The organism is Brevibacterium sp. CBA3109 (assembly GCF_040256645.1).
Classification (GTDB): domain Bacteria; phylum Actinomycetota; class Actinomycetes; order Actinomycetales; family Brevibacteriaceae; genus Brevibacterium; species Brevibacterium koreense.
In genome coordinates this window covers 958,050-975,819 of the sequence record NZ_CP158281.1, presented here as the reverse complement: position 1 = coordinate 975,819, position 17,770 = coordinate 958,050, and the positions used below count along the sequence as shown (strand labels likewise).

Sequence of the window (17,770 nt, the reverse complement as noted above, 5' to 3'; positions counted from 1 at the left end):
ACCCTCGTTCCTCTACTCAGACCCTCTGTTCGGTCGCTATGTTCTGTCCGAGCACTCAGATCAGACTGCTCAGGTCAGATCCACTTCGATGATCCGATGACCGAGCATCTTCGTGTTCGGGCTGTCCGTTTCCTTGCCGTCGTCGACACCGCCAGCAGTTGTCTCAAACGCTGCGATGAAGTCGTTGAGCAGACTGGACTCGTCATTGAGCGATCTGGACTCGTCGTGGGGCCCCACCCGCGAATACTCCCACCCGTAGGCAGCCGCGAGATCGTTGAAGTCCCGTCCGTGAGGGACCGTGAAGTATCTTTCGAGATACGGTGCCACATGATCCTGCGAGTGTTCGAGCCCGGAGAAGATCGCACCGCCATCATCGTTGAGGACGACGATGAGCACGTCCCCGCCCTCTTCAGTGCTCGGTGTGAGCAGGCCGCCCACGTCGTGGAGCATTGCAACGTCACCGATGACCAGCACGACCTGTTCTTCGAGGGCAAGGGAGAGTCCCGTGGCCGTCGAGATCAGACCGTCGATGCCGGCCAGCCCTCGTGACGCGTGGATGCGCGCTCTCACATCGGTGGCTTCACTGAGATAGCGGATCGTATTGGAACTCGCGGCAAACAGGTTGATGCTGCGACCGGCCAGATGTTCGGTGACCGCCCGTGCTGTTGACGGCTTCGATTCGACCTCACGTTCACGTCGAGATGCGGCGACGATCGCCTCGCCAGCGCTTACCCACTCGTCGCGCCACGTCGTGTCTTCGCCTGCGTGGGAGTATCTGTCACCGGCGGTGGCAGTGGCCCCGTCGCCGACGCTGTCGCCGTTGCTTGCGCTGTCGCCGTCGAGAACCCCGTCGCCGTTGCTCGCGCTGGCGCCCGTACCATCGGCTGCCGAGAGCGACACTGAAAGCGACACCGCGTCGACATCATCGGGCAACCGCTGAACCAACACTTCGGAGTCGGCGAGCAGTGTGGCAACAGGCCTGGTCAGAGTCGGTTTACCGTGCACGATCACGCTGCGGATCGCTGTACGCAGGTCCTCTCGTTCGCTGAGCACGCGGGCATGCGCAGGAACCGCAGTAGACGAATTCCGCAGTTCGGAGGCGAGGGGGCTCGAAGGCTCAGCCAGGACTGGAATTGAGTAGGACTCGGCCAGCGACTTCAGCGCCTGGGCTGAGTGACCGCCAGCATCTCCGGCGACGATGACCGTGCCCGGAAAGATTCGGACCGAGGTGCTTCTCGCCGCATCTGGCGTATTTCCCGCACCATCACGCGCATTCCCCGAGTTGAGACCTGAGAAGGCGGACGTCGACGCCTCGTTCGCTCCCCTTGCTGCCACCGTCTGCACTGTTGCTTTCCACTCGGCGAGCTCTGTCACCGTCGGCACGAGCGGCACATCGAATTGCACGTTGAACTGGACGGGGCCGGCTTCACTAGTACCTGTGCCCAGCGAGTGTGCGACTGCCTCGGCCAGCAGGTGATGTGCATCGGCGCTTCCGGCTGGCACATCGACTCGGGCACGCACGTCACTGAGGACTTGCGACTGGTTGTCGATCGTCTGATTTGCACCGGTCCCCCGCAGTCGGGCGGGACGATCCGCTGTGATCGCAACGAGCGGAAGACGACTGTAGGAGGCTTCGAGCACCGCAGGGTGCAGGTTGGCCACCGCCGAACCCGATGTTGTCACCAGGGCTACAGCGCCACCAGCGCCACCGCCAGCACTGCCAGCACTGCCAGCGCCACCGCCAGCACTGCCAGCACTGCGGGCACTGCGGGCACCGGCAGCCTTCAGGCCGGCCCGCTTACTGCGCAGACCCCGCGCCAGACCCAGTGCCAGGAACCCGGCATCACGCTCATCGATGCGCACATGCGTACGGATCACCCCCGCCTCCGCGAGAGGGGCGAGCGCATAGATCAACGGTGCGGAACGGGACCCGGGCGCGATGACGACCTCGGTGACTCCGGACGAGACCAACCCACGGGCAATCTGCTGCGCCACTGCGCTCGAATTCAACATCACCTGATATTCAACCACTAACCCACCTGCAGTTCACATTGGCTCCCTACGGTTGACCCATGCGCCGATCGATTCTCATCGCAGTTGGGGCGCGTGCAATCCGTTCGCTGACCGCCGCCCGTTCCCGCAGCGGACGCTTCCCCGCCCTCGACCAGAACAGCTCATTCCTCGGCCCTGAGCCTCAGGGCAAGGACACGAGGAAATGGCACATCCGAGACAAACGCAAACTCTCGAACCGGCTGCGGGAGTTCTTCATCTACTCCCCCGCACTCGGTCGCACCGTCGGCGTGCGTGTACTGCTACCGGGCATCCCGCAGGAGGTCAGCCCGGTCATCCACCTCTACCACGGTAGCGGAGACGACTTTCGGTCATGGACGGACTTCGGGTCTGCCGAGGAGCTCACACTCGACTCGCCCTACCTGGTGGTCATGCCCGATGCCGGAGCCGGCACCTACTCTCGAGTAGCGGTCGACCGCGAGGTCCACGACTGGCCGACCTTCCACACCAAGGAGATCCCGGAATTCCTGCGTAAGAACTTCTCCGTAGACTTCGCACCAGAGAACCAACTCCTGGCGGGACTGTCCATGGGCGGATACGGGGCGATGAAATACGCCGCCTGGCACCCGGACCGCTACAGCTGGGCCGCAGCCTTCTCCTCACCACTCGACCCGCTGTCAGCGATCCCGGCATTCGACATCATCGCGATGCGGGAGGGCGCAAAGTCGATGACACTGTTCGGCGATCCCGTCACCGACCGCAGCGAATGGATCGCCAACTCCCCCTACGGCCTCGCGGAGAACCTGCACGGCCTGCACTTGTGGCTCAGTGCGGGCTCCGGCAGTCTCGAAGAGTCAAGGGACCGCGACCTCCTCGAAACGATGGTCAACCAGCAGGGTGAGCGTTTCTCAGCGCGATTGAATGCGCTGGACATCCGCCACTCGTGGTTTCCCCGCACCACGGGCCTGCACAACTGGACCAGTTGGGAGCGAGAGCTGGGCGCTTGGCTGAAGACCCTGCGCCGTCAGCGCGACTATGCCAGCTCCGATCACCGCAGCATCGAGCGCCGAGGCGGCAGTCCCGATGCTTACCGAGGTGGCAATTCCAGCATCCGCCGAGGCAAGCCACGTGTCGCGGACGGTGGCGAGTTCTCCTATCTGACCGGACATGCCCTGTTCGACATCCACGGATGGAGAGTTGAGATCTCACGACGCAGAGCACAGATCGTGTGTTTCGGCTCCGTGAGCACAGCCGGATTCTCCCTGACCGGGACAGGAAGCTTCCGGGTCCGCACACCGGGCCTGTACGATCCCGGTCGCCGGTACGACGTCTCCGTCAGCGGACCAACAGGCTCAAGCAACTATTCGCAGCGCGCCGACAAGAAGGGGCGGCTGACGTTCACCGGGCGATTGGCGGCGGCCATGCACGACCCGATCATCCCGAGCAAGCGCACTCAGCATTTCTCGACGGTGGGCCAGTCCGAGGTCACGACGGTGCACATCGCATCGGCACCGGATGATTCGACTGTGCCGGATACGGCACATGCCGATGCGGATTCTCACTTGGAGACTACCTCTGGTGATAGAGGCTTTCGCGGTACCGTGTCCTTCACACCTGCAACTGAAGGCTGACGTCGAGAGGTCACCCATGAAACCCGTATTCTTAGCCGTCGCTCTCATCGCCGGACTGAGTCTGACTGGCTGTTCGGGAGCTGACTCCCAGACTGGTTCGGCAGAGGAAACGGACAGCGCCGCCAAGCCCACTGCGGAGGAGCCTCCGCAGGTCACGCGGCTCGACGTGAACCAGCTCAAGCAGATCATCGAATCCACTGAGGTCGACGGCCGGACGTTCAAAACCCACGACGTCGGTGCGGTCTCCGGCAGCGAAGCAGCCAAGGCCGATGACACCGCCGACTACGAACCTGCCGAATGCAAGCAATTCTCGATGGCCGCCCCCAACGCCACCGAAGCAGGCAACGGGACCGCCCTCTCCGGCGTGTCCTCGGACTCGACGATGAGCGTGGAACTCATCAGCCTGGCCGATGAGACCGCCGCTGGTTCACAGCTGGCGCACTCAACCGAGCTCGCCGAGGCGTGCAGCGAAGTGACCGTCAAGTTCCAGAGTATGGAGACGACCATGTCCTATGCGACCTTTGATGTCACCGTCGCCGGTGCCGACGAAAGCGTGGGAGTCTGTGCCGCCATCGATGCTGGAGGGAAGGCGGTCCTCAACTCCGACACCGTCACCAGCCGCGTCGGCGACACCATCGTCACCATCGCCAGCCTCGCCGACACAGCAGATGAGCAGGTGGTGACCACGACCGCCGAGGAATTCGTCGCCTCGGTCAACAACGTCGGCTGAACCCCACTCGTTCTTTCGCGTCAGTGACGCGCACTGGGCAGAGACGGCCGCAGAGCATTCCAGCACTCGTGCAGTCGCGTCGACCACCAGTCGAATCGTCCCGGCTCCACGGCCAGCCTCTCCAGCCGCTGCGGGTCCGGGACGATTCGCCTCACCGGGATCTGACCATCGACAGGGCTCAGGCTCAGATCCGGGTTCACGACATCTTCGGCGAGCAGTCGCCCCGTGCCCAGACCACACGCAGGGTGCTCACCGAGGAGTTCCCGACTCAACTGCGTGCGCGGCAGTGTCGCCGCCAGTTGGGCACCAGCGGCCAGCCCGACAGAGGATTCCAAGGCAGAAGACACCACAGCGGGCAGACCGCAGGCTTCGAGGACCGAACGTGCGGCAGTGATGCCACCCAGTGGCTGGACCTTGACGATGACAACCTCGGCGGCTCCCAGCTCTGCCACACGTAGTGGGTCCTCTGCCTTGCGAATCGACTCATCAGCAGCCAGGACCACAGGCAGTCCGCGTCCGGACAGCTGTTCGCGCAGCCGCGCCATATCCTCAACGCCCGCGACGGGCTGTTCGAAGTACTGCAGGTCAAAAGCCGCGAACTCAGCACAGGCGATGAGCGCTTCGGGAAGCGTATACCCAGCATTCGCATCGAGTCGCAGTGTCGTTGTGGGAGACAGCCGACGGAATTCTCGCAGCCGCTCCAGATCCTCGGACAGGGAAGCGATCCCGTGTTCGGCCACCTTCGCCTTGACCGTACCGACGGACCCGTAGCGGGCCAGGATCGACTCGACTTCGGATGTCGCACACGCAGGCAGGGTCGCGTTGACGGTGACGGATCGGGCGACTGCCTCACCCGAGGAGCTGCCAGCAGAGTCCAGACCCGCAGATCCCAGCTCGGCGGCTCCCGGCAACAGCCCTGCGAACTCGAGTGCGGCCTGCAGCCACCGTGAGGATTCGGCTGCGCCGTATTCGGTGAACGGGGAGAATTCCGCCCACCCATCAGGTCCTTCGAAGAGCATGACCTCACGCTCGGTGATTGACCGAAATCGGGTCACCATGGGCAGCTTGAGAACGTGGAAATTCGGCACGAGTTCGGCGATCGACTCGGGGATCTGCTCCATTTCAGCCATGGAGCAACTCTAGCTCTCAGACGACAGACGATAGGCTTGGGGCCATGACGGTTTCTGAAATCTTTGACCCCTCCCAGTGGCGTGAAGTCTCCGGATTCGACTTCACCGACATCACCTACCACCGCGCGGTCAAACCCGACGGCAGCGACCTGGGATGCGTGCGCATCGCCTTCGACCGTCCCGATATCCGCAATGCCTTCCGCCCCCACACAGTCGACGAGCTCTTCCGAGCCCTCGACCACGCCCGCCAGACCTCGGACGTCGGCGCGGTGCTGCTCACGGGCAACGGCCCCAGTTCACGCGACGGCGGCTGGGCCTTCTGCTCCGGCGGCGACCAGCGCATCCGCGGTCGTTCGGGCTACCAGTACGCCTCCGGTGAGACCCGCGAGTCCGTGGACCCGGCCCGTGCCGGTCGCCTCCACATCCTCGAGGTCCAACGACTCATCCGCACCATGCCCAAGGTCGTCATCGCCGTCGTCCCAGGCTGGGCGGCCGGCGGCGGCCACAGCCTCCACGTCGTCTGCGACATCACCATCGCCTCCCGCCAGCACGCAAAGTTCAAACAGACCGATGCCGATGTCGGCTCCTATGACGCCGGCTATGGCTCCGCCTACCTGGCGAAGATGGTAGGACAGAAGAAGGCCCGCGAAATCTTCTTCCTCGGCCGCACCTACTCGGCTCAGGACATGGCAGACATGGGCGCCGTCAACGAGGTCGTCGACCACGAGGACCTTGAGACCGCGGCCCTGACCATGGCCAAGGAGATCCTCGGCAAGTCCCCCAACGCCCAGCGGATGCTGAAATTCGCATTCAACCTCGTCGATGACGGTCTCATGGGCCAGCAGGTCTTCGCAGGTGAGGCCACCCGTCTGGGGTATATGACCGACGAGGCCGTCGAGGGCCGTGACTCCTTCCTGGAAAAGCGCGACCCCGACTGGTCCCCCTACCCCTGGTACTACTGAGCGCCTCGACTCCATGAACGCACAGTCCGTTGAGGATCTGCCCAGCGCGATTGATCGCGCCCTGGACGGCCGGTCGATCCTCATCCTGCCCCGCACCCGTGATGCTGCCGTCACCGAGGTGGCTCACAGTCAGTGGGCGGGTTCCGGCCGGGCGCCGGCGCTGGTGCTCTTCACCTCTGGTTCCACAGGCACGGCCAAGGCCGTCGCCCTGTCCGCCGAGGCCCTGACCACCTCGGCGCGTGCAACCGAGCGGTTCCTGGCCGGTCCCGGCGATTGGCTCCTGAGTCTGCCCATCAACCACATTGCGGGATTCCAGGTGGAGCTTCGCGCCCGGCTCGCGGGACGGGAGCCGATCAGGACCACCTCGGCGACATTCACCGCCGAGGCCTTCGCCGACGAGGCTGAACACCTGTTCGCACACTCCGGGCAACGGCCGACCTACACCTCCCTGGTGCCCACCCAACTACACCGGATCCTTGCCAACGAACGGGCCACACTCACCGCGACGAAGTTCGACGCCATGCTCCTCGGCGGATCCGCGATCTCACCCGTCCTGCTTGAGCGCGCCGCCGGTCGAGGCCTACACATAGTGCGCACCTACGGGATGAGCGAAACCGCAGGTGGATGCGTGTACAACGGGGTTCCCTTCGACGGTGTGGAGATCACAATCACCGAGTCCTCGACGATCGACCTGCGAGGTCGCGTCGTGGCCGATTCCTACGTCGAAATCACCGCTGAGGGCCACATCGCCCCCGTCGACACCCCGGGCCTGACCACCGACGATGACGGTGCACGGACCATGCACACGAGCGATCTGGGTCGGATCGACGAAGGGGTGCTCACGGTGCTCGGTCGCTCCGACGACATCATCGTCTCCGGAGGCACGAACGTCTCGCCTCATGCCCTCGAGACCGGACTGCTGCCCACCTGGCAGCACCACGGGATCGCCGAGGTGCTCGTGACCTGGGTGCCCGATGATGAGTGGGGCAAACTGCTTGTCGCCCTCGTCCGCATTGATGATCAGGTGCCCAAGCCCGTGGCTGAATCGATGGGTTCACCGTATGAGTTCGCGCGCTGTCTGGACGGGCTCGCCCATGGAATGCACGACCAGCTTCTGCCTCGGCTGGTTTTTCCTGTTGCTGAGATCCCCAAACGTTCGATCGGCAAACCCGACCGACAGGCTGCGGCCCGGGTTGCGGCGAAGCTGGCCGAGACAAAGATCCACGGAGCCCCAACGCCCGAATACCCTAATGAGTGAACAATCGCTAATATGAGACGGTTCAAATTTTCATGAGGAAGGTATCGCGCCCAATGGCAACTGCCGCGCAGTGGATCTCCGGAGCCCGACTACGAACATTGCCACTGGCTGTTGCCCCCGTTCTCATCGGAACCGGCGCCGCAATCGGCTCCGTCGGCGGCTTCACCTCATTCATCATCGACGACTACACGCGCAACGGCCACGACCATTCGCTGCCGCAGATCTTTCTCCGGGCGGCGCTTGCCCTCATCGTCTCGCTCTGCCTGCAGATCGGGTCGAACTTCGCCAATGACTACTCCGACGGCGTCCGCGGCACCGACGATGTACGCGTCGGTCCCGTCCGACTCACGGCCGCCGGCCTCGCCGAGCCGAGCACGGTCAAACGTGCAGCGTTGCTGTTCTTCGGTATCGCGGGAGTGGCAGGAATCGTCCTCGTCCTCATCTCACAGGCGTGGTGGTTCCTCATCGTCGGCGCCGCCGCTGTGGCGGCTGCCTGGTTCTATACGGGCGGCCGGAAACCCTACGGGTACATGGGGCTGGGCGAAGTCTTCGTCTTCGTCTTCTTCGGCCTGGTGGCCACGCTGGGCACGATGTGGATGCAGGTCGGCGGACTCAGCCTCAGCGGCTGGGCCGGTGCGATCGCCATCGGTTCACTCGCCTCGGCGGTGCTCATGGTCAACAACCTGCGCGACATCCCGACCGACATCGAGGCCGACAAGATCACTCTGGCCGTTCGCCTCGGGGACAACCGGTCACGGATCGCGTATGCAAGCCTCGTACTCGTACCCTTCGTCCTGCTGGTACTGCCCATCCTCGATGGGCATCCGGCCGTAGCGCTGGCCATCCTCGCACTGGTGCTCGCGCTCAACCCGTTGAAGACCGTGATGCGTGGAACCACAGGCCCCGGGCTGATCCCGCCGATCAAGTCGACGGGTCTCACCGCTCTGGCCTTCGCCGCCCTGATGGGACTGGGACTGGCTCTCTAGTCTGGTTCAGCCCTCGTCGTCGACGTCTTCGTCGTCGACGATCTTGTCTTCTGCATCCTCGTCGGCGCTCTTCCGGTGAGGGGTCTTGGCCCGCTTCGCCACCCGTTTCTCGATGTCGTCTGCCACCTTAGCGCGCATGCCGCCCAGAAAGAGGTAGCTGAGGATCGCGCCGACGATGATTGCAGCCATCGCCATCACAAGGTTGAATCCGAGGAATGGCTGCAGAATCAGCCCAACGGCGACGATGATGCCCAGACGAGCCAAAGTATAGATCCAGAAGTTGCGCATTGGGCCTATTTTAGTCCGTCCACATCAGTGATTCATCACCGCCCATGTGGGCGTGTGTTCAGCTTAGTGGACTATCCTGGTTGTATGGCTCGAATACTCATTGCCGCGATCGTACTTGCGGCAGCAGTCACATTGTACGGACTCTTCGATTGCCTTTTGCGCGATCGTGGTCTGATCCGAGTCCTGCCCAAACCTGTCTGGGCGATCATCATCCTGTTCATCCCCGTGATCGGCTTCGTTCTTTGGCACCTCTTCGGCCGCGGAACTGAGGACAAGCCCACAGCCGCACCTCGTCGTCGCGGCCCCAGTGCCCCAGACGATGACGACGACTACCTGCGGAAGGTCGATCGCGACGTCAAGTTCGGAAAGCACGCTCCCGAGGCGCAGAAGCCAGAGGACAAGACTCCCGATGCAGACGACATCGGTGATGATGCCTCCACCGATTCCAACACACATTCCGCCGACACCGACGATAACGGTCCCGGCGGTCCCTCCGGCGATGGCCGCGGCCACTCGAACTGAACTTTGCTTTGCCCCGCACTGGCCCCGGCGGAGCGCACCGGCCCTGGCGGAGCGCTGAGCAAGCCCTCCAGCGCCCTAGGAGGCCCTGCTCTCAGGCTGATGTCCTGAGCCTCACACCCTCGTCGAGATCCTCTTGACTGCGCACAGCAGTTGCACACCGCCGTTGCGCACAGCAGTTGCACACCGCCGTTGCCGGCCGCTCAAGGCCCTTGCAGACCGCAGAAGGTCTTGATTAGGCGCATCGCCCCTGAATGGGCGCATCGACCGCAGATCAGCGATAGACCATCGAACTCCGACGTGATCTGCCTCGGAGCTCCGGCGTGATCTGCCTCGGCTCTGCCGTCGACAGATGGCACGTTCATCGCACGAGTCCGGGACAGAGATTGCCCACCGAACGCGGTCGAGGACTTATCGTCCCGGCAGGGCTGAGATAACGCCTCTCAAACCGTTCCCGGTCACCGCTGTACAGCCGTGACCGCCGTGCAGGCGCGCCACTCAGCCCTGGCTGCAGATCAGCCGAGTCCCGAGTACGAGTGCAAGCCGTTGAAGTACATGTTGACGACGGTGAAGTTGAAGATCACGGTGGCGATGCCGACGAGGTTGAGCACGGCGACCTTAGTCGGTCCCCAGCCACGTGTGGCGCGGGCATGCAGGTATGCGGCGTAGATGACCCAGACGACGAACGTCCAGATCTCCTTCGAGTCCCAGCCCCAGTAGCGGCTCCAGGCCACCTCGGCCCAGATGGCGCCGGCGATGAGGGTGAACGTCCACGTGATGAATCCGACTGCGGCGATCGTGTAGGAGAACCGTTCCAGGTCGATGCTGGAGGGCATGCGGCGCATGAACCGCAGCCGCTTCGGGTCCTTGATCTCATGTGCGTTCTTGAGGAGCTGGAATACGGCCAGGATTGCGGAGATGTAGAGCAGCGAGGTCGACAGGATTGCGATGGGCACGTGGATGGCGATCCAGTACGAATCCAGTGCCGGAATGACCTTCGCAGCTGGTGTGTAGAAGACGGTGATGGCCAATCCCAAGCACAGGAGCACTCCCCCGGCCACGATGGTTCCCAGGTAGCGGATGTCCTTCTTCACGTTGACGATGAGGAAGATGATGACGGTGATCGCAGTGGCGGTGAGGACGTACTCCATCATGTTGCCCCAGGGCACACGCATCACAGACAGCGCGCGGGTGAGCACAGCGGCCACATGGAGGAGGCCGGCGAGAACGAGGAGCGAGGTGCCGATCCGCGCCCCACGCCGAGGCTTTTCCCTGCCTGAGCCGGTCGTGATCTCGGCCGAAGCCTCGGTCTCTGGCGGGTCGAGAAGTGCCGTGGTGGCCTTCCTGTTCGTGCGTCGCACATTCGAAGGTTTGGCGAAGTTCCTCACGCCGGCTTCGGTCTGTTTGAGTTCGCGCCCGCCGAACAGGTCGAAAGCATAGAAGATCATTGCGACGGCGTAGACGACCATCGCCGAGATGATGAGCTGGTTCGACCACATTGCGAGGTCAGTGTTGACGTCCATACATCCTCCGCACCTTACGGTGCTCTTCCATTGCGTTGTGGGTGTTGCTGTAGTCGGGCCACCCGTGTCGGTGCCGACCCGCGACAATTCTACTCCGCGTAGTACCTAAAGCGAATCATTCGTCTCCCCCGGCATTCCGGGCCTGTGCAGTTCGAGCCTATACATTCCGATCGTCAGGATCATCAGCAGGATCGTCGGCGAGGTCCTTCGCCAGGTCCTTCGCCGCCCGTTCGACCATCTGGTCCTCACCGCGGGCCAGAGCCGCAACTTCGGCCTGACCGTCCTTGATACGTACCCACATGCGTCGGCGTGGGATGAACAGGGACAGACCCAATCCCAACAGCACGGCGATCGCGCTGACAAGCATCAGTCCCTGTGTCGGGTCCTGGGAGATATCGACGGCGATGTAGCGTTTGACTCCGTCGAAGGTCACCGAACCGCCGTCAGGCAGCTCCTGTGTCTCACCCTCGGCGAGTTGTATGAGCAGAGGATTGCCCGTGGCATCGGTCATCTCCGTCATGTTCTCGGCATCGATCGTGTACACCGACTGCGGAGTTCCGTCGTCGAGGCCCAGGTCACCGGTGTAGCCGCTCATCACGAGGTAGGGGTTGCGCAGACCGGCGAAGCTCGAGACCAGTTCGCCGTTCTCGTTCTGAGTCGCGGTCGGCAGGAAGACACCGACGAAGCCCAGCTGGGTTCCGGCGGAATCGGGGACCTTGATGACACCCTCCGAGGTGTATCCCGGGTCTCCACCATCGGGGATGAACACCTGCGGCCCGGACTGTACGACCTGCCCCTTGGCGTCCTTGACCGTGACCTCCGGGGCATACCCGTTTCCGGTCAGGTACACGCCGGTGCCGTTCACGCGCACGGGTTCGTTGACGCGCAGTGTGTGCTGCTGACTCTTCCCGCCGGCGGTGGCCGTGACCTTCGCGTCGAAGGTCCTGGGCTGACCGAACTGGCTGCCTGGGGCCTGATCGTCGAAGACGGCCTCGAAGTCATCGAGCCTGAGTCGGAAGTCCGACAGATTGTCCGCGTTGTAATAGGAGCCTGGCTCGAAGGAGTCGTAGGCCACCAGGGAGTTCGTGAAGGTGTCGCCCTCGACGAGGATCCGCTGGCCCTGATAGCCGAACAGGGAACCGATCGCCATCGTCAGAGTCGCGACGAGGAGGGCGATGTGGAAGACCAGGTTGCCGGTCTCACGCAGATAGCCGCGTTCGGCAGACACATGATCCTGGTTGCGCACGGTCCGGTAGCCGAGCTTCTTCAGCCGGGCCTGAGCAGCATCGAGGAAATCCTGATCTGCGGCCTCACGTGTTTCGGCTGATCCGGTCGCCGAGGTGAAGGTTTCGTATCCGGGCATCCGACCCAACCGCCTCGGCGCCTTGGGTGGGGCCGAACGCATGGCCTTCCAATGCTGGGCCGAGCGTGGGATCACGCAGCCGATCAGCGAGATCATGAGCAGAAGGTAGATCGCGGAGAACCAGATCGAGGAGTACACGTCGAACATCTGTATGCGATCGAGGAACTGGCCCCACGCACCATTGGATTCGAGGAACGTGTTGACCCGGCCCGGATCCTGAATGCGCTGCGGCAGCAGGGAGCCCGGGATCGCTGCCAGGGCGAGGACGAGGAGGAGGATCAGTGCCACCCGCATCGTCGTCAGCTGACGCCACGCCCACCGGCACATGCCGATGAATCCCAGCTGCGGCTGCGTCACAGCAAGTTTGCTGCTCCCAGCGTGCTTGCTGCTCCCAGCGTGCTTGCTGCTCCCAGCGTGCTTGCTGCTCCCAGCGTGCTTGTCGGCGGTCTTCTTCGCCACTAGATCACCACTTCGAAATCATAGATCAGACCCTGCAGAGAGGTCATCCATACGTTCCACAGCCCCGAGGCCATGAGAACGCCCAACACAATGAGCACGATGCCGCCGGCACGGACGATCGCCGTCTGGTGTCTGCGCACCCAGGTCAGGCGACCGGCGCCCTTGTGGATCGCCACTGCCAGGATGATGAACGGAACGCCCAGGCCAAGGCAGTAGACAAAGGCCAGCAGTGCTCCGCGCCAGATGGTTCCGTCTCCGCCGAAGCTCACCGACATCGACAGAACTGCCGACAGCGTCGGGCCCACGCAGGGAGCCCAACCGAGGGCGAAGGTGGCACCGAGTACCGGCGCACCCCAAAGTCCGGCCTTGGGTCGTGCCCGGATCCGGTGCTCGGTCTGGAGCAGACCGAAACCGCCCATGAAGACGAAGCCGGCGATGATGACGACGACGCCCAGGATCCTGATGAGCAGGCCCTGCCACTGTGAGAACAGCGCCCCCAGGGCCGAGAACCCGGTCCCCAGCAGGACGAAGACGACGGTGAACCCGAGGACGAATAGGGTGATTCCAACGACGACCCGCCAGGTTTCCTTGTCCTTGAGGGAGGATCCGCTCAGCCCGGTGACATAGCCGACGTAGCCGGGGACCAATGGCAGCACGCAGGGCGAGACGAAGGAGACGAGACCGGCCAGTGCGGCCGCGCCGGCGGCCAGAAGCAGCGGCCCGTCGAGAACCGTTTGGGCGAAGTCCGCCCCGATTCCACTCACTCCGCCTGCACGTCCTCGATGAGTCCTTTGAGCGTCGACTCATCGACCTCTCCCACGATTCGGGCCGCGGCGCGACCCTTCGCATCGAGGACAACCGTGGAGGGGGTGGCCTGCGGCGGGAGGACTCCCGAGAGCAGAGCCACCATGTCGCCGTTGGTGTCGAGCATGTTCGCGTAGGGAATCTGGTAGTTCGAGACGAAGGCGTTGGCGGCGGCTTCCTGGTCGCGGACGTTGACGCCGAGAAACTGGACGTCATCGCCGAATCCCTCGGCCAGGGACTTCAATGCCGGAGCTTCCTTCCGGCAGGGCGGGCAGGCCGCGTACCAGAGGTTGATGACAACCGGGGTGGGCCGGATGTCGGCCAATGACATCGATTTCCCGTCGAGGGTCTCGAAGTTCAGCTCCAGAGGTTCGCCGCGCTTGTCCCGGGCCACCTGTGACACGACACCGGATCCGGACACATACCCTTGATCGGATCCGGCCTGATCAGCCAATTTGTCATTTTCGCTGCAGGCGCTGAGCACCAGAGCCGTGCCGGCGACCAGTCCGGTCAGGACGGTGCGACGGTTCATCGGGTTGCGGGCATTCATGCCCCCGCCACCGCTTGCCCGGGCTGCAGATCTGCACAGATGCTCTCGTAACTCACGGATACAAGTGTGGACGATTCGAATGTGAAACTGGTGATAGATGCCAGGTCACATTCCCGTTTCCTAGGGTCGTGGACGAGTGAGCGCTGCTCCCCCGCCCGGCGTGTCATCCAGATCGGCAGCTGATGGGAGACGATGACTCCCTCAGCCTCGGGCCCGTGTTTGGCGAGTTTGGCGCGCAGGCTGGCCATGGCCGCCTGCATCCGCAGCACGATCTGCCGGTAGGGCTCACCCCAGGACGGTGTCAGCGGGTTGTACAGCCGCAGCAGATTGCGTGGTTCGCTCAGTCTGCGGGCGTTGACCTGCTGGCCTTCGAAGAAGTTCGCGGCTTCGATCACGCGGTCGTCGGTGAAGACTGGCAGCTCGAGTCGTTGGCGCAGCGGTGTGATCGTCTGTTGGGCCCGCAGCAGCGGGGAGCACACGAGCTCCACCGGGGGCGCCGAGGCTGTGGCGAAGTGTTCGCCGACGCGTCGGGCCATCTCATGTCCGCGTTCGGTGAGCCCGAAGTTCGGCAGCCGCCCGTAGAGGATGCCCTCGGGGTTATCGACCTCCCCGTGCCTGACCAGGTGGATCCTCGCCATCAGTTCCCCTGCGTGTTCGGTACGTCAGCTGCGGCCTTGGCCGCGGCAGGCAGTGCTGTGATGATCCGATCGAGGATCTCATCGGTGTGGGCGTAGGAGAGGAACCAGGCTTCGAACGCACTCGGCGGCATGTGGATGCCCTGGTCGAGCATGGCGTTGAAGAACGCGGAGTAGCGCTCGACGTTCTGCATCCGAGCGCCGTCGTAGTTGATGACCTCACGGTCGGTGAAGAAGACAGAGAACATCGAGTTCGCCGACTGAATGGTGTGTTCGACGCCTTCGGCCTCCAGGCTCGCAGCGACTGCGGGCCGCAGGATGTCCGCGGCGCGCGAGATGTGTGAGTACACGTCGAGTTCGGTTGTCAGCTTCAATGTGGTCAGGCCGGCGGCGGTGGCCACCGGGTTTCCGGACAGGGTTCCCGCCTGGTAGACCGGGCCTGTCGGTGCCAGATGCTCCATCACGTCGGCGCGTCCGCCGAAGGCCGCGGCGGGGAAGCCGCCGCCCATGACCTTGCCGAAGGTGAACAGGTCGGCAGGCCCGTCCGGGTAGCCGAGTGATTCGGAGTCGAAGCCGTACCAGCCTGCTGCAGAGACGCGGAAGCCGGTCATCACCTCGTCGCTGACCATCAGCGCACCGTGGGCCTTGGTCAAACGACGGATGGTGTTGGTGAAGCCATCACGAGGAGGCACGACGCCCATGTTTCCTGGACTGGCCTCTGTGATGACGCAGGCGATCTCATCACCGTGTTCGGCGAAGACGGCCTCCAGGCCGGCCGTGTCGTTGTAGTCGACGACGATCGTGTCCGACGCCTGAGCACCGGTTACGCCCGGGGTGTCGGGCAGGGAGAAGGTGGCCAGACCGGATCCGGCTTGGGCCAGAAGCGCGTCGACGTGCCCGTGGTAGCAGCCGGCGAACTTCACGATCTTCGCCCGGCCCGTGTATCCGCGGGCCAGTCGGATGGCGCTCATGGTCGCCTCGGTGCCCGAGGACACGAGCCGGACCTGTTCGACGGGGTCGACGCGGGCGACGATCTCCTCGGCGAGTTCGACTTCACCGGTCGACGGGGTGCCGAAGGAGAACCCCTTGACTGCGGCTTCCTGCACAGCGGCGACCACCTCGGGGCGGGAATGGCCCATGATCATGGGGCCCCACGAGCCGATGAGGTCGATGTAGTCATTGCCGTCGGCGTCGCGCAGCCATGCTCCGGTCGCCGAGGTGATGAAGCGCGGGGTGCCTCCGACGGCCTTGAAGGCCCGCACCGGTGAGTTCACTCCACCGGGGATGACGTGTTCGGCGCGCTCGAACAGCGCGGCCGACTTCGCAGTCTCTTGTTTCATGGGTTCTCCTGAAGAAGTCGCCGGATCGGTGGTCGGTTCAGATGTTAGCTGAGTCAGTGCACTCAGGTGCAGACGTCGAGGCTTCGACATCGGCCGGTGGTGTGTCGACGGGGCCCTTGCCGATCTCAAGCATGTGAGCGGTGACCTTTCCGAACACCCGCCCCAGGGTCGCCATCTCCTCTGGTTCGAGCAGGTCGACGAGGTGGTCGCGGACGCCTCCCACATGTGTGGGGGCCGTGGTGACCAGGAGCTCCCAGCCTGCCTCGGTCATCTGGCAGTTGACTCCGCGTCCGTCTTCGGGGATCGAGAAGCGTTCGAGGAGACCCTTCTTCTCCATCCGGGTCACACTGTGAGTGAGGCGGGAACGCGACATGGTCGTGTCCATCGCGAGAAGCGCCATCCGCATCGTCCGGTTCTCATGTTCGCTCAGCCGCACCAGGATCTCGTATTCGGGCAAGCCGATGCCGTGATTGTCCCGAATCTCCTTATCCAGCTGCACGGTCAGCAGCTGCGAACCGGTGAGATAGCTCCTCCAGGCCTTCTGATCGGGACCGCTCAGCCAGCGCGGCTCGCTCATCAGCGTGCTCCGCCCGGAGTCTCTGAGGTGAGTCGCTGCGCGACTTCCGTGGCCCAATAGGTGAGGATCGCGTCGGCACCGGCACGCTTGAACGCGACAAGGGACTCCTCAATCGCGCGTTCGCGTTCGATGGCGCCGGTGGCGGCCGCGAACTCGATCATCGCGTATTCCCCCGACACCTGGTAGGCCCACACTGGCACCGGTGATTCGCAGGCCACCTCGGCGAGGACGTCGAGGTAGGGCATGCCGGGCTTGACCATGACGATATCGGCGCCCTCGGCCAGGTCGAGGTCGAGTTCACGCATGGCCTCACGGCCGTTCGCGGGATCCTGCTGGTAGCTCTTGCGGTCGCCCTGGAGCTCCGAATCCACCGCCTCGCGGAAGGGACCGAAGAACGCAGAGGCGTACTTCGCGGAGTAGGCCATCACGACCACGTCGGTGAAGCCTTCGAGGTCCAGAGCCTCCCGGCAGGCCGCGACCTGACCGTCCATCATCCCGGAGAGTCCCACCACGTGGGCTCCGGCGCGAGCCTGCGCCACGGCCATAGAGGCATAGCGCTCAAGCGTTGCGTCATTGTCGACGCCGCCCGCGGAATCGAGGACTCCGCAGTGCCCGTGTGAGGTGAACTCGTCGAGGCACAGATCTGCCATGATGACCGTCGTATCGCCGAGGTTGTCCCGCAGCAGGGTCAATGCTCGGTTGAGGATGCCCGCGGGGGCATCGGCTTGGGAGCCCTCATTGTCCTTGTGCTCAGGAATTCCGAAGAGCATCAGTCCGCCGACTCCGGAGTCCACAGCCTCGTTGGCTGCTTCGAGAAGGGAGTCCAGCGTGTGCTGGACGACGCCGGGCATGCTGGTCAGCGGCGCTGGTTCGCTCAGCGTCTCCTTGACGAACATGGGCAGGATCAGATCGGCCGGGTGCAGGCGCGTCTCGGAGACGAGACGGCGCAGGGCCGGTGTCGTTCGCAGCCGACGGGGCCGAACGGTGCCGGGGACCAATGTCATG

17 protein-coding genes are annotated in these 17,770 nt (G+C 63.8%); 6 read left to right on the top strand and 11 right to left on the bottom strand.

The window, feature by feature from the left end; all coding sequences use genetic code 11:
• Nucleotides 1-69: 69 nt before the first annotated feature.
• Nucleotides 70-2,013 (bottom strand): thiamine pyrophosphate-binding protein, encoded by a 1,944-nt coding sequence (locus AAFP32_RS04430; RefSeq protein WP_350270802.1) that lies wholly within the window; start codon nt 2,011-2,013, stop codon nt 70-72.
• 59 nt (nt 2,014-2,072) lie between these two features.
• Here AAFP32_RS04430 and AAFP32_RS04425 point away from each other — a divergent pair, with 59 nt between their 5' ends.
• Both AAFP32_RS04425 and AAFP32_RS04420 read left to right on the top strand, forming a co-directional pair.
• On the top strand, nt 2,073-3,641 hold the full coding sequence (locus tag AAFP32_RS04425; protein ID WP_350270801.1) for an alpha/beta hydrolase family protein: 1,569 nt from the start codon (nt 2,073-2,075) through the stop codon (nt 3,639-3,641).
• A 16-nt stretch (nt 3,642-3,657) separates the two neighbouring features.
• A complete protein-coding gene (locus AAFP32_RS04420; RefSeq protein ID WP_350270800.1) occupies nt 3,658-4,371 on the top strand; it encodes a hypothetical protein in 714 nt (237 codons plus the stop codon).
• Between the two features lie 20 nt (nt 4,372-4,391).
• Here AAFP32_RS04420 and AAFP32_RS04415 read toward each other — a convergent pair whose 3' ends face one another.
• Nucleotides 4,392-5,501: an o-succinylbenzoate synthase gene (locus AAFP32_RS04415; RefSeq protein WP_350270799.1), complete on the bottom strand. Its 1,110-nt coding sequence runs from the start codon at nt 5,499-5,501 to the stop codon at nt 4,392-4,394.
• A gap of 44 nt (nt 5,502-5,545) precedes the next feature.
• Here AAFP32_RS04415 and AAFP32_RS04410 point away from each other — a divergent pair, with 44 nt between their 5' ends.
• From AAFP32_RS04410 to AAFP32_RS04400, 3 genes are read left to right on the top strand one after another with little or no spacing between them, the layout of a single operon-like run.
• Nucleotides 5,546-6,463 carry a 1,4-dihydroxy-2-naphthoyl-CoA synthase gene (locus tag AAFP32_RS04410; RefSeq protein WP_350270798.1) on the top strand — a complete coding sequence of 306 codons (918 nt, stop codon included), beginning with the start codon at nt 5,546-5,548 and terminating at the stop codon, nt 6,461-6,463.
• 13 nt (nt 6,464-6,476) lie between these two features.
• On the top strand, nt 6,477-7,721 hold the full coding sequence (locus AAFP32_RS04405) for an AMP-binding protein (protein WP_350270797.1): 1,245 nt from the start codon (nt 6,477-6,479) through the stop codon (nt 7,719-7,721).
• A gap of 53 nt (nt 7,722-7,774) precedes the next feature.
• Complete coding sequence (locus AAFP32_RS04400) at nt 7,775-8,707, top strand: 1,4-dihydroxy-2-naphthoate polyprenyltransferase (protein ID WP_350270796.1); 933 nt, start codon at nt 7,775-7,777, stop codon at nt 8,705-8,707.
• 6 nt (nt 8,708-8,713) lie between these two features.
• Here the strand turns inward: AAFP32_RS04400 and AAFP32_RS04395 are convergent, their stop codons facing one another.
• Entirely contained in the window at nt 8,714-8,995 is a 282-nt protein-coding gene (locus AAFP32_RS04395) for a DUF4229 domain-containing protein (RefSeq protein WP_101619494.1), read from the bottom strand.
• Between the two features lie 84 nt (nt 8,996-9,079).
• Between AAFP32_RS04395 and AAFP32_RS04390 the strand changes: the two genes are divergently transcribed.
• Nucleotides 9,080-9,517, top strand: a complete 438-nt coding sequence (locus AAFP32_RS04390; RefSeq protein ID WP_350270795.1) for a PLD nuclease N-terminal domain-containing protein — start codon at nt 9,080-9,082, stop codon at nt 9,515-9,517.
• A 512-nt stretch (nt 9,518-10,029) separates the two neighbouring features.
• Here the strand turns inward: AAFP32_RS04390 and ccsB are convergent.
• The 8 genes from ccsB to hemB form a co-directional block, all read right to left on the bottom strand.
• Nucleotides 10,030-11,037 carry a c-type cytochrome biogenesis protein CcsB gene (ccsB, locus tag AAFP32_RS04385; RefSeq protein ID WP_350270794.1) on the bottom strand — a complete coding sequence of 336 codons (1,008 nt, stop codon included), beginning with the start codon at nt 11,035-11,037 and terminating at the stop codon, nt 10,030-10,032.
• A gap of 157 nt (nt 11,038-11,194) precedes the next feature.
• The gene (gene resB / locus AAFP32_RS04380) at nt 11,195-12,757 is read right to left on the bottom strand and encodes a cytochrome c biogenesis protein ResB (RefSeq protein WP_350270793.1); all 1,563 of its coding nucleotides are present in this window, start codon (nt 12,755-12,757) and stop codon (nt 11,195-11,197) included.
• Between the two features lie 101 nt (nt 12,758-12,858).
• Nucleotides 12,859-13,614, bottom strand: a complete 756-nt coding sequence (locus AAFP32_RS04375; RefSeq protein WP_101619564.1) for a cytochrome c biogenesis CcdA family protein — start codon at nt 13,612-13,614, stop codon at nt 12,859-12,861.
• A gap of 5 nt (nt 13,615-13,619) precedes the next feature.
• Nucleotides 13,620-14,213 (bottom strand): TlpA family protein disulfide reductase, encoded by a 594-nt coding sequence (locus AAFP32_RS04370; RefSeq protein ID WP_101644062.1) that lies wholly within the window; start codon nt 14,211-14,213, stop codon nt 13,620-13,622.
• Entirely contained in the window at nt 14,210-14,851 is a 642-nt protein-coding gene (locus tag AAFP32_RS04365; protein ID WP_101619490.1) for a histidine phosphatase family protein, read from the bottom strand. The genes AAFP32_RS04370 and AAFP32_RS04365 overlap by 4 nt, the downstream gene beginning before the upstream one ends.
• A complete protein-coding gene (gene hemL, locus AAFP32_RS04360) occupies nt 14,851-16,188 on the bottom strand; it encodes a glutamate-1-semialdehyde 2,1-aminomutase (RefSeq protein WP_350270792.1) in 1,338 nt (445 codons plus the stop codon). Before hemL ends, AAFP32_RS04365 begins: the two co-directional genes overlap by 1 nt.
• A gap of 37 nt (nt 16,189-16,225) precedes the next feature.
• Nucleotides 16,226-16,765 (bottom strand): MarR family winged helix-turn-helix transcriptional regulator, encoded by a 540-nt coding sequence (locus AAFP32_RS04355; protein WP_350270791.1) that lies wholly within the window; start codon nt 16,763-16,765, stop codon nt 16,226-16,228.
• Nucleotides 16,765-17,769 (bottom strand): porphobilinogen synthase, encoded by a 1,005-nt coding sequence (hemB, locus tag AAFP32_RS04350; RefSeq protein ID WP_350270790.1) that lies wholly within the window; start codon nt 17,767-17,769, stop codon nt 16,765-16,767. Before hemB ends, AAFP32_RS04355 begins: the two co-directional genes overlap by 1 nt.
• Between the last annotated feature and the right edge of the window lies 1 nt (nt 17,770).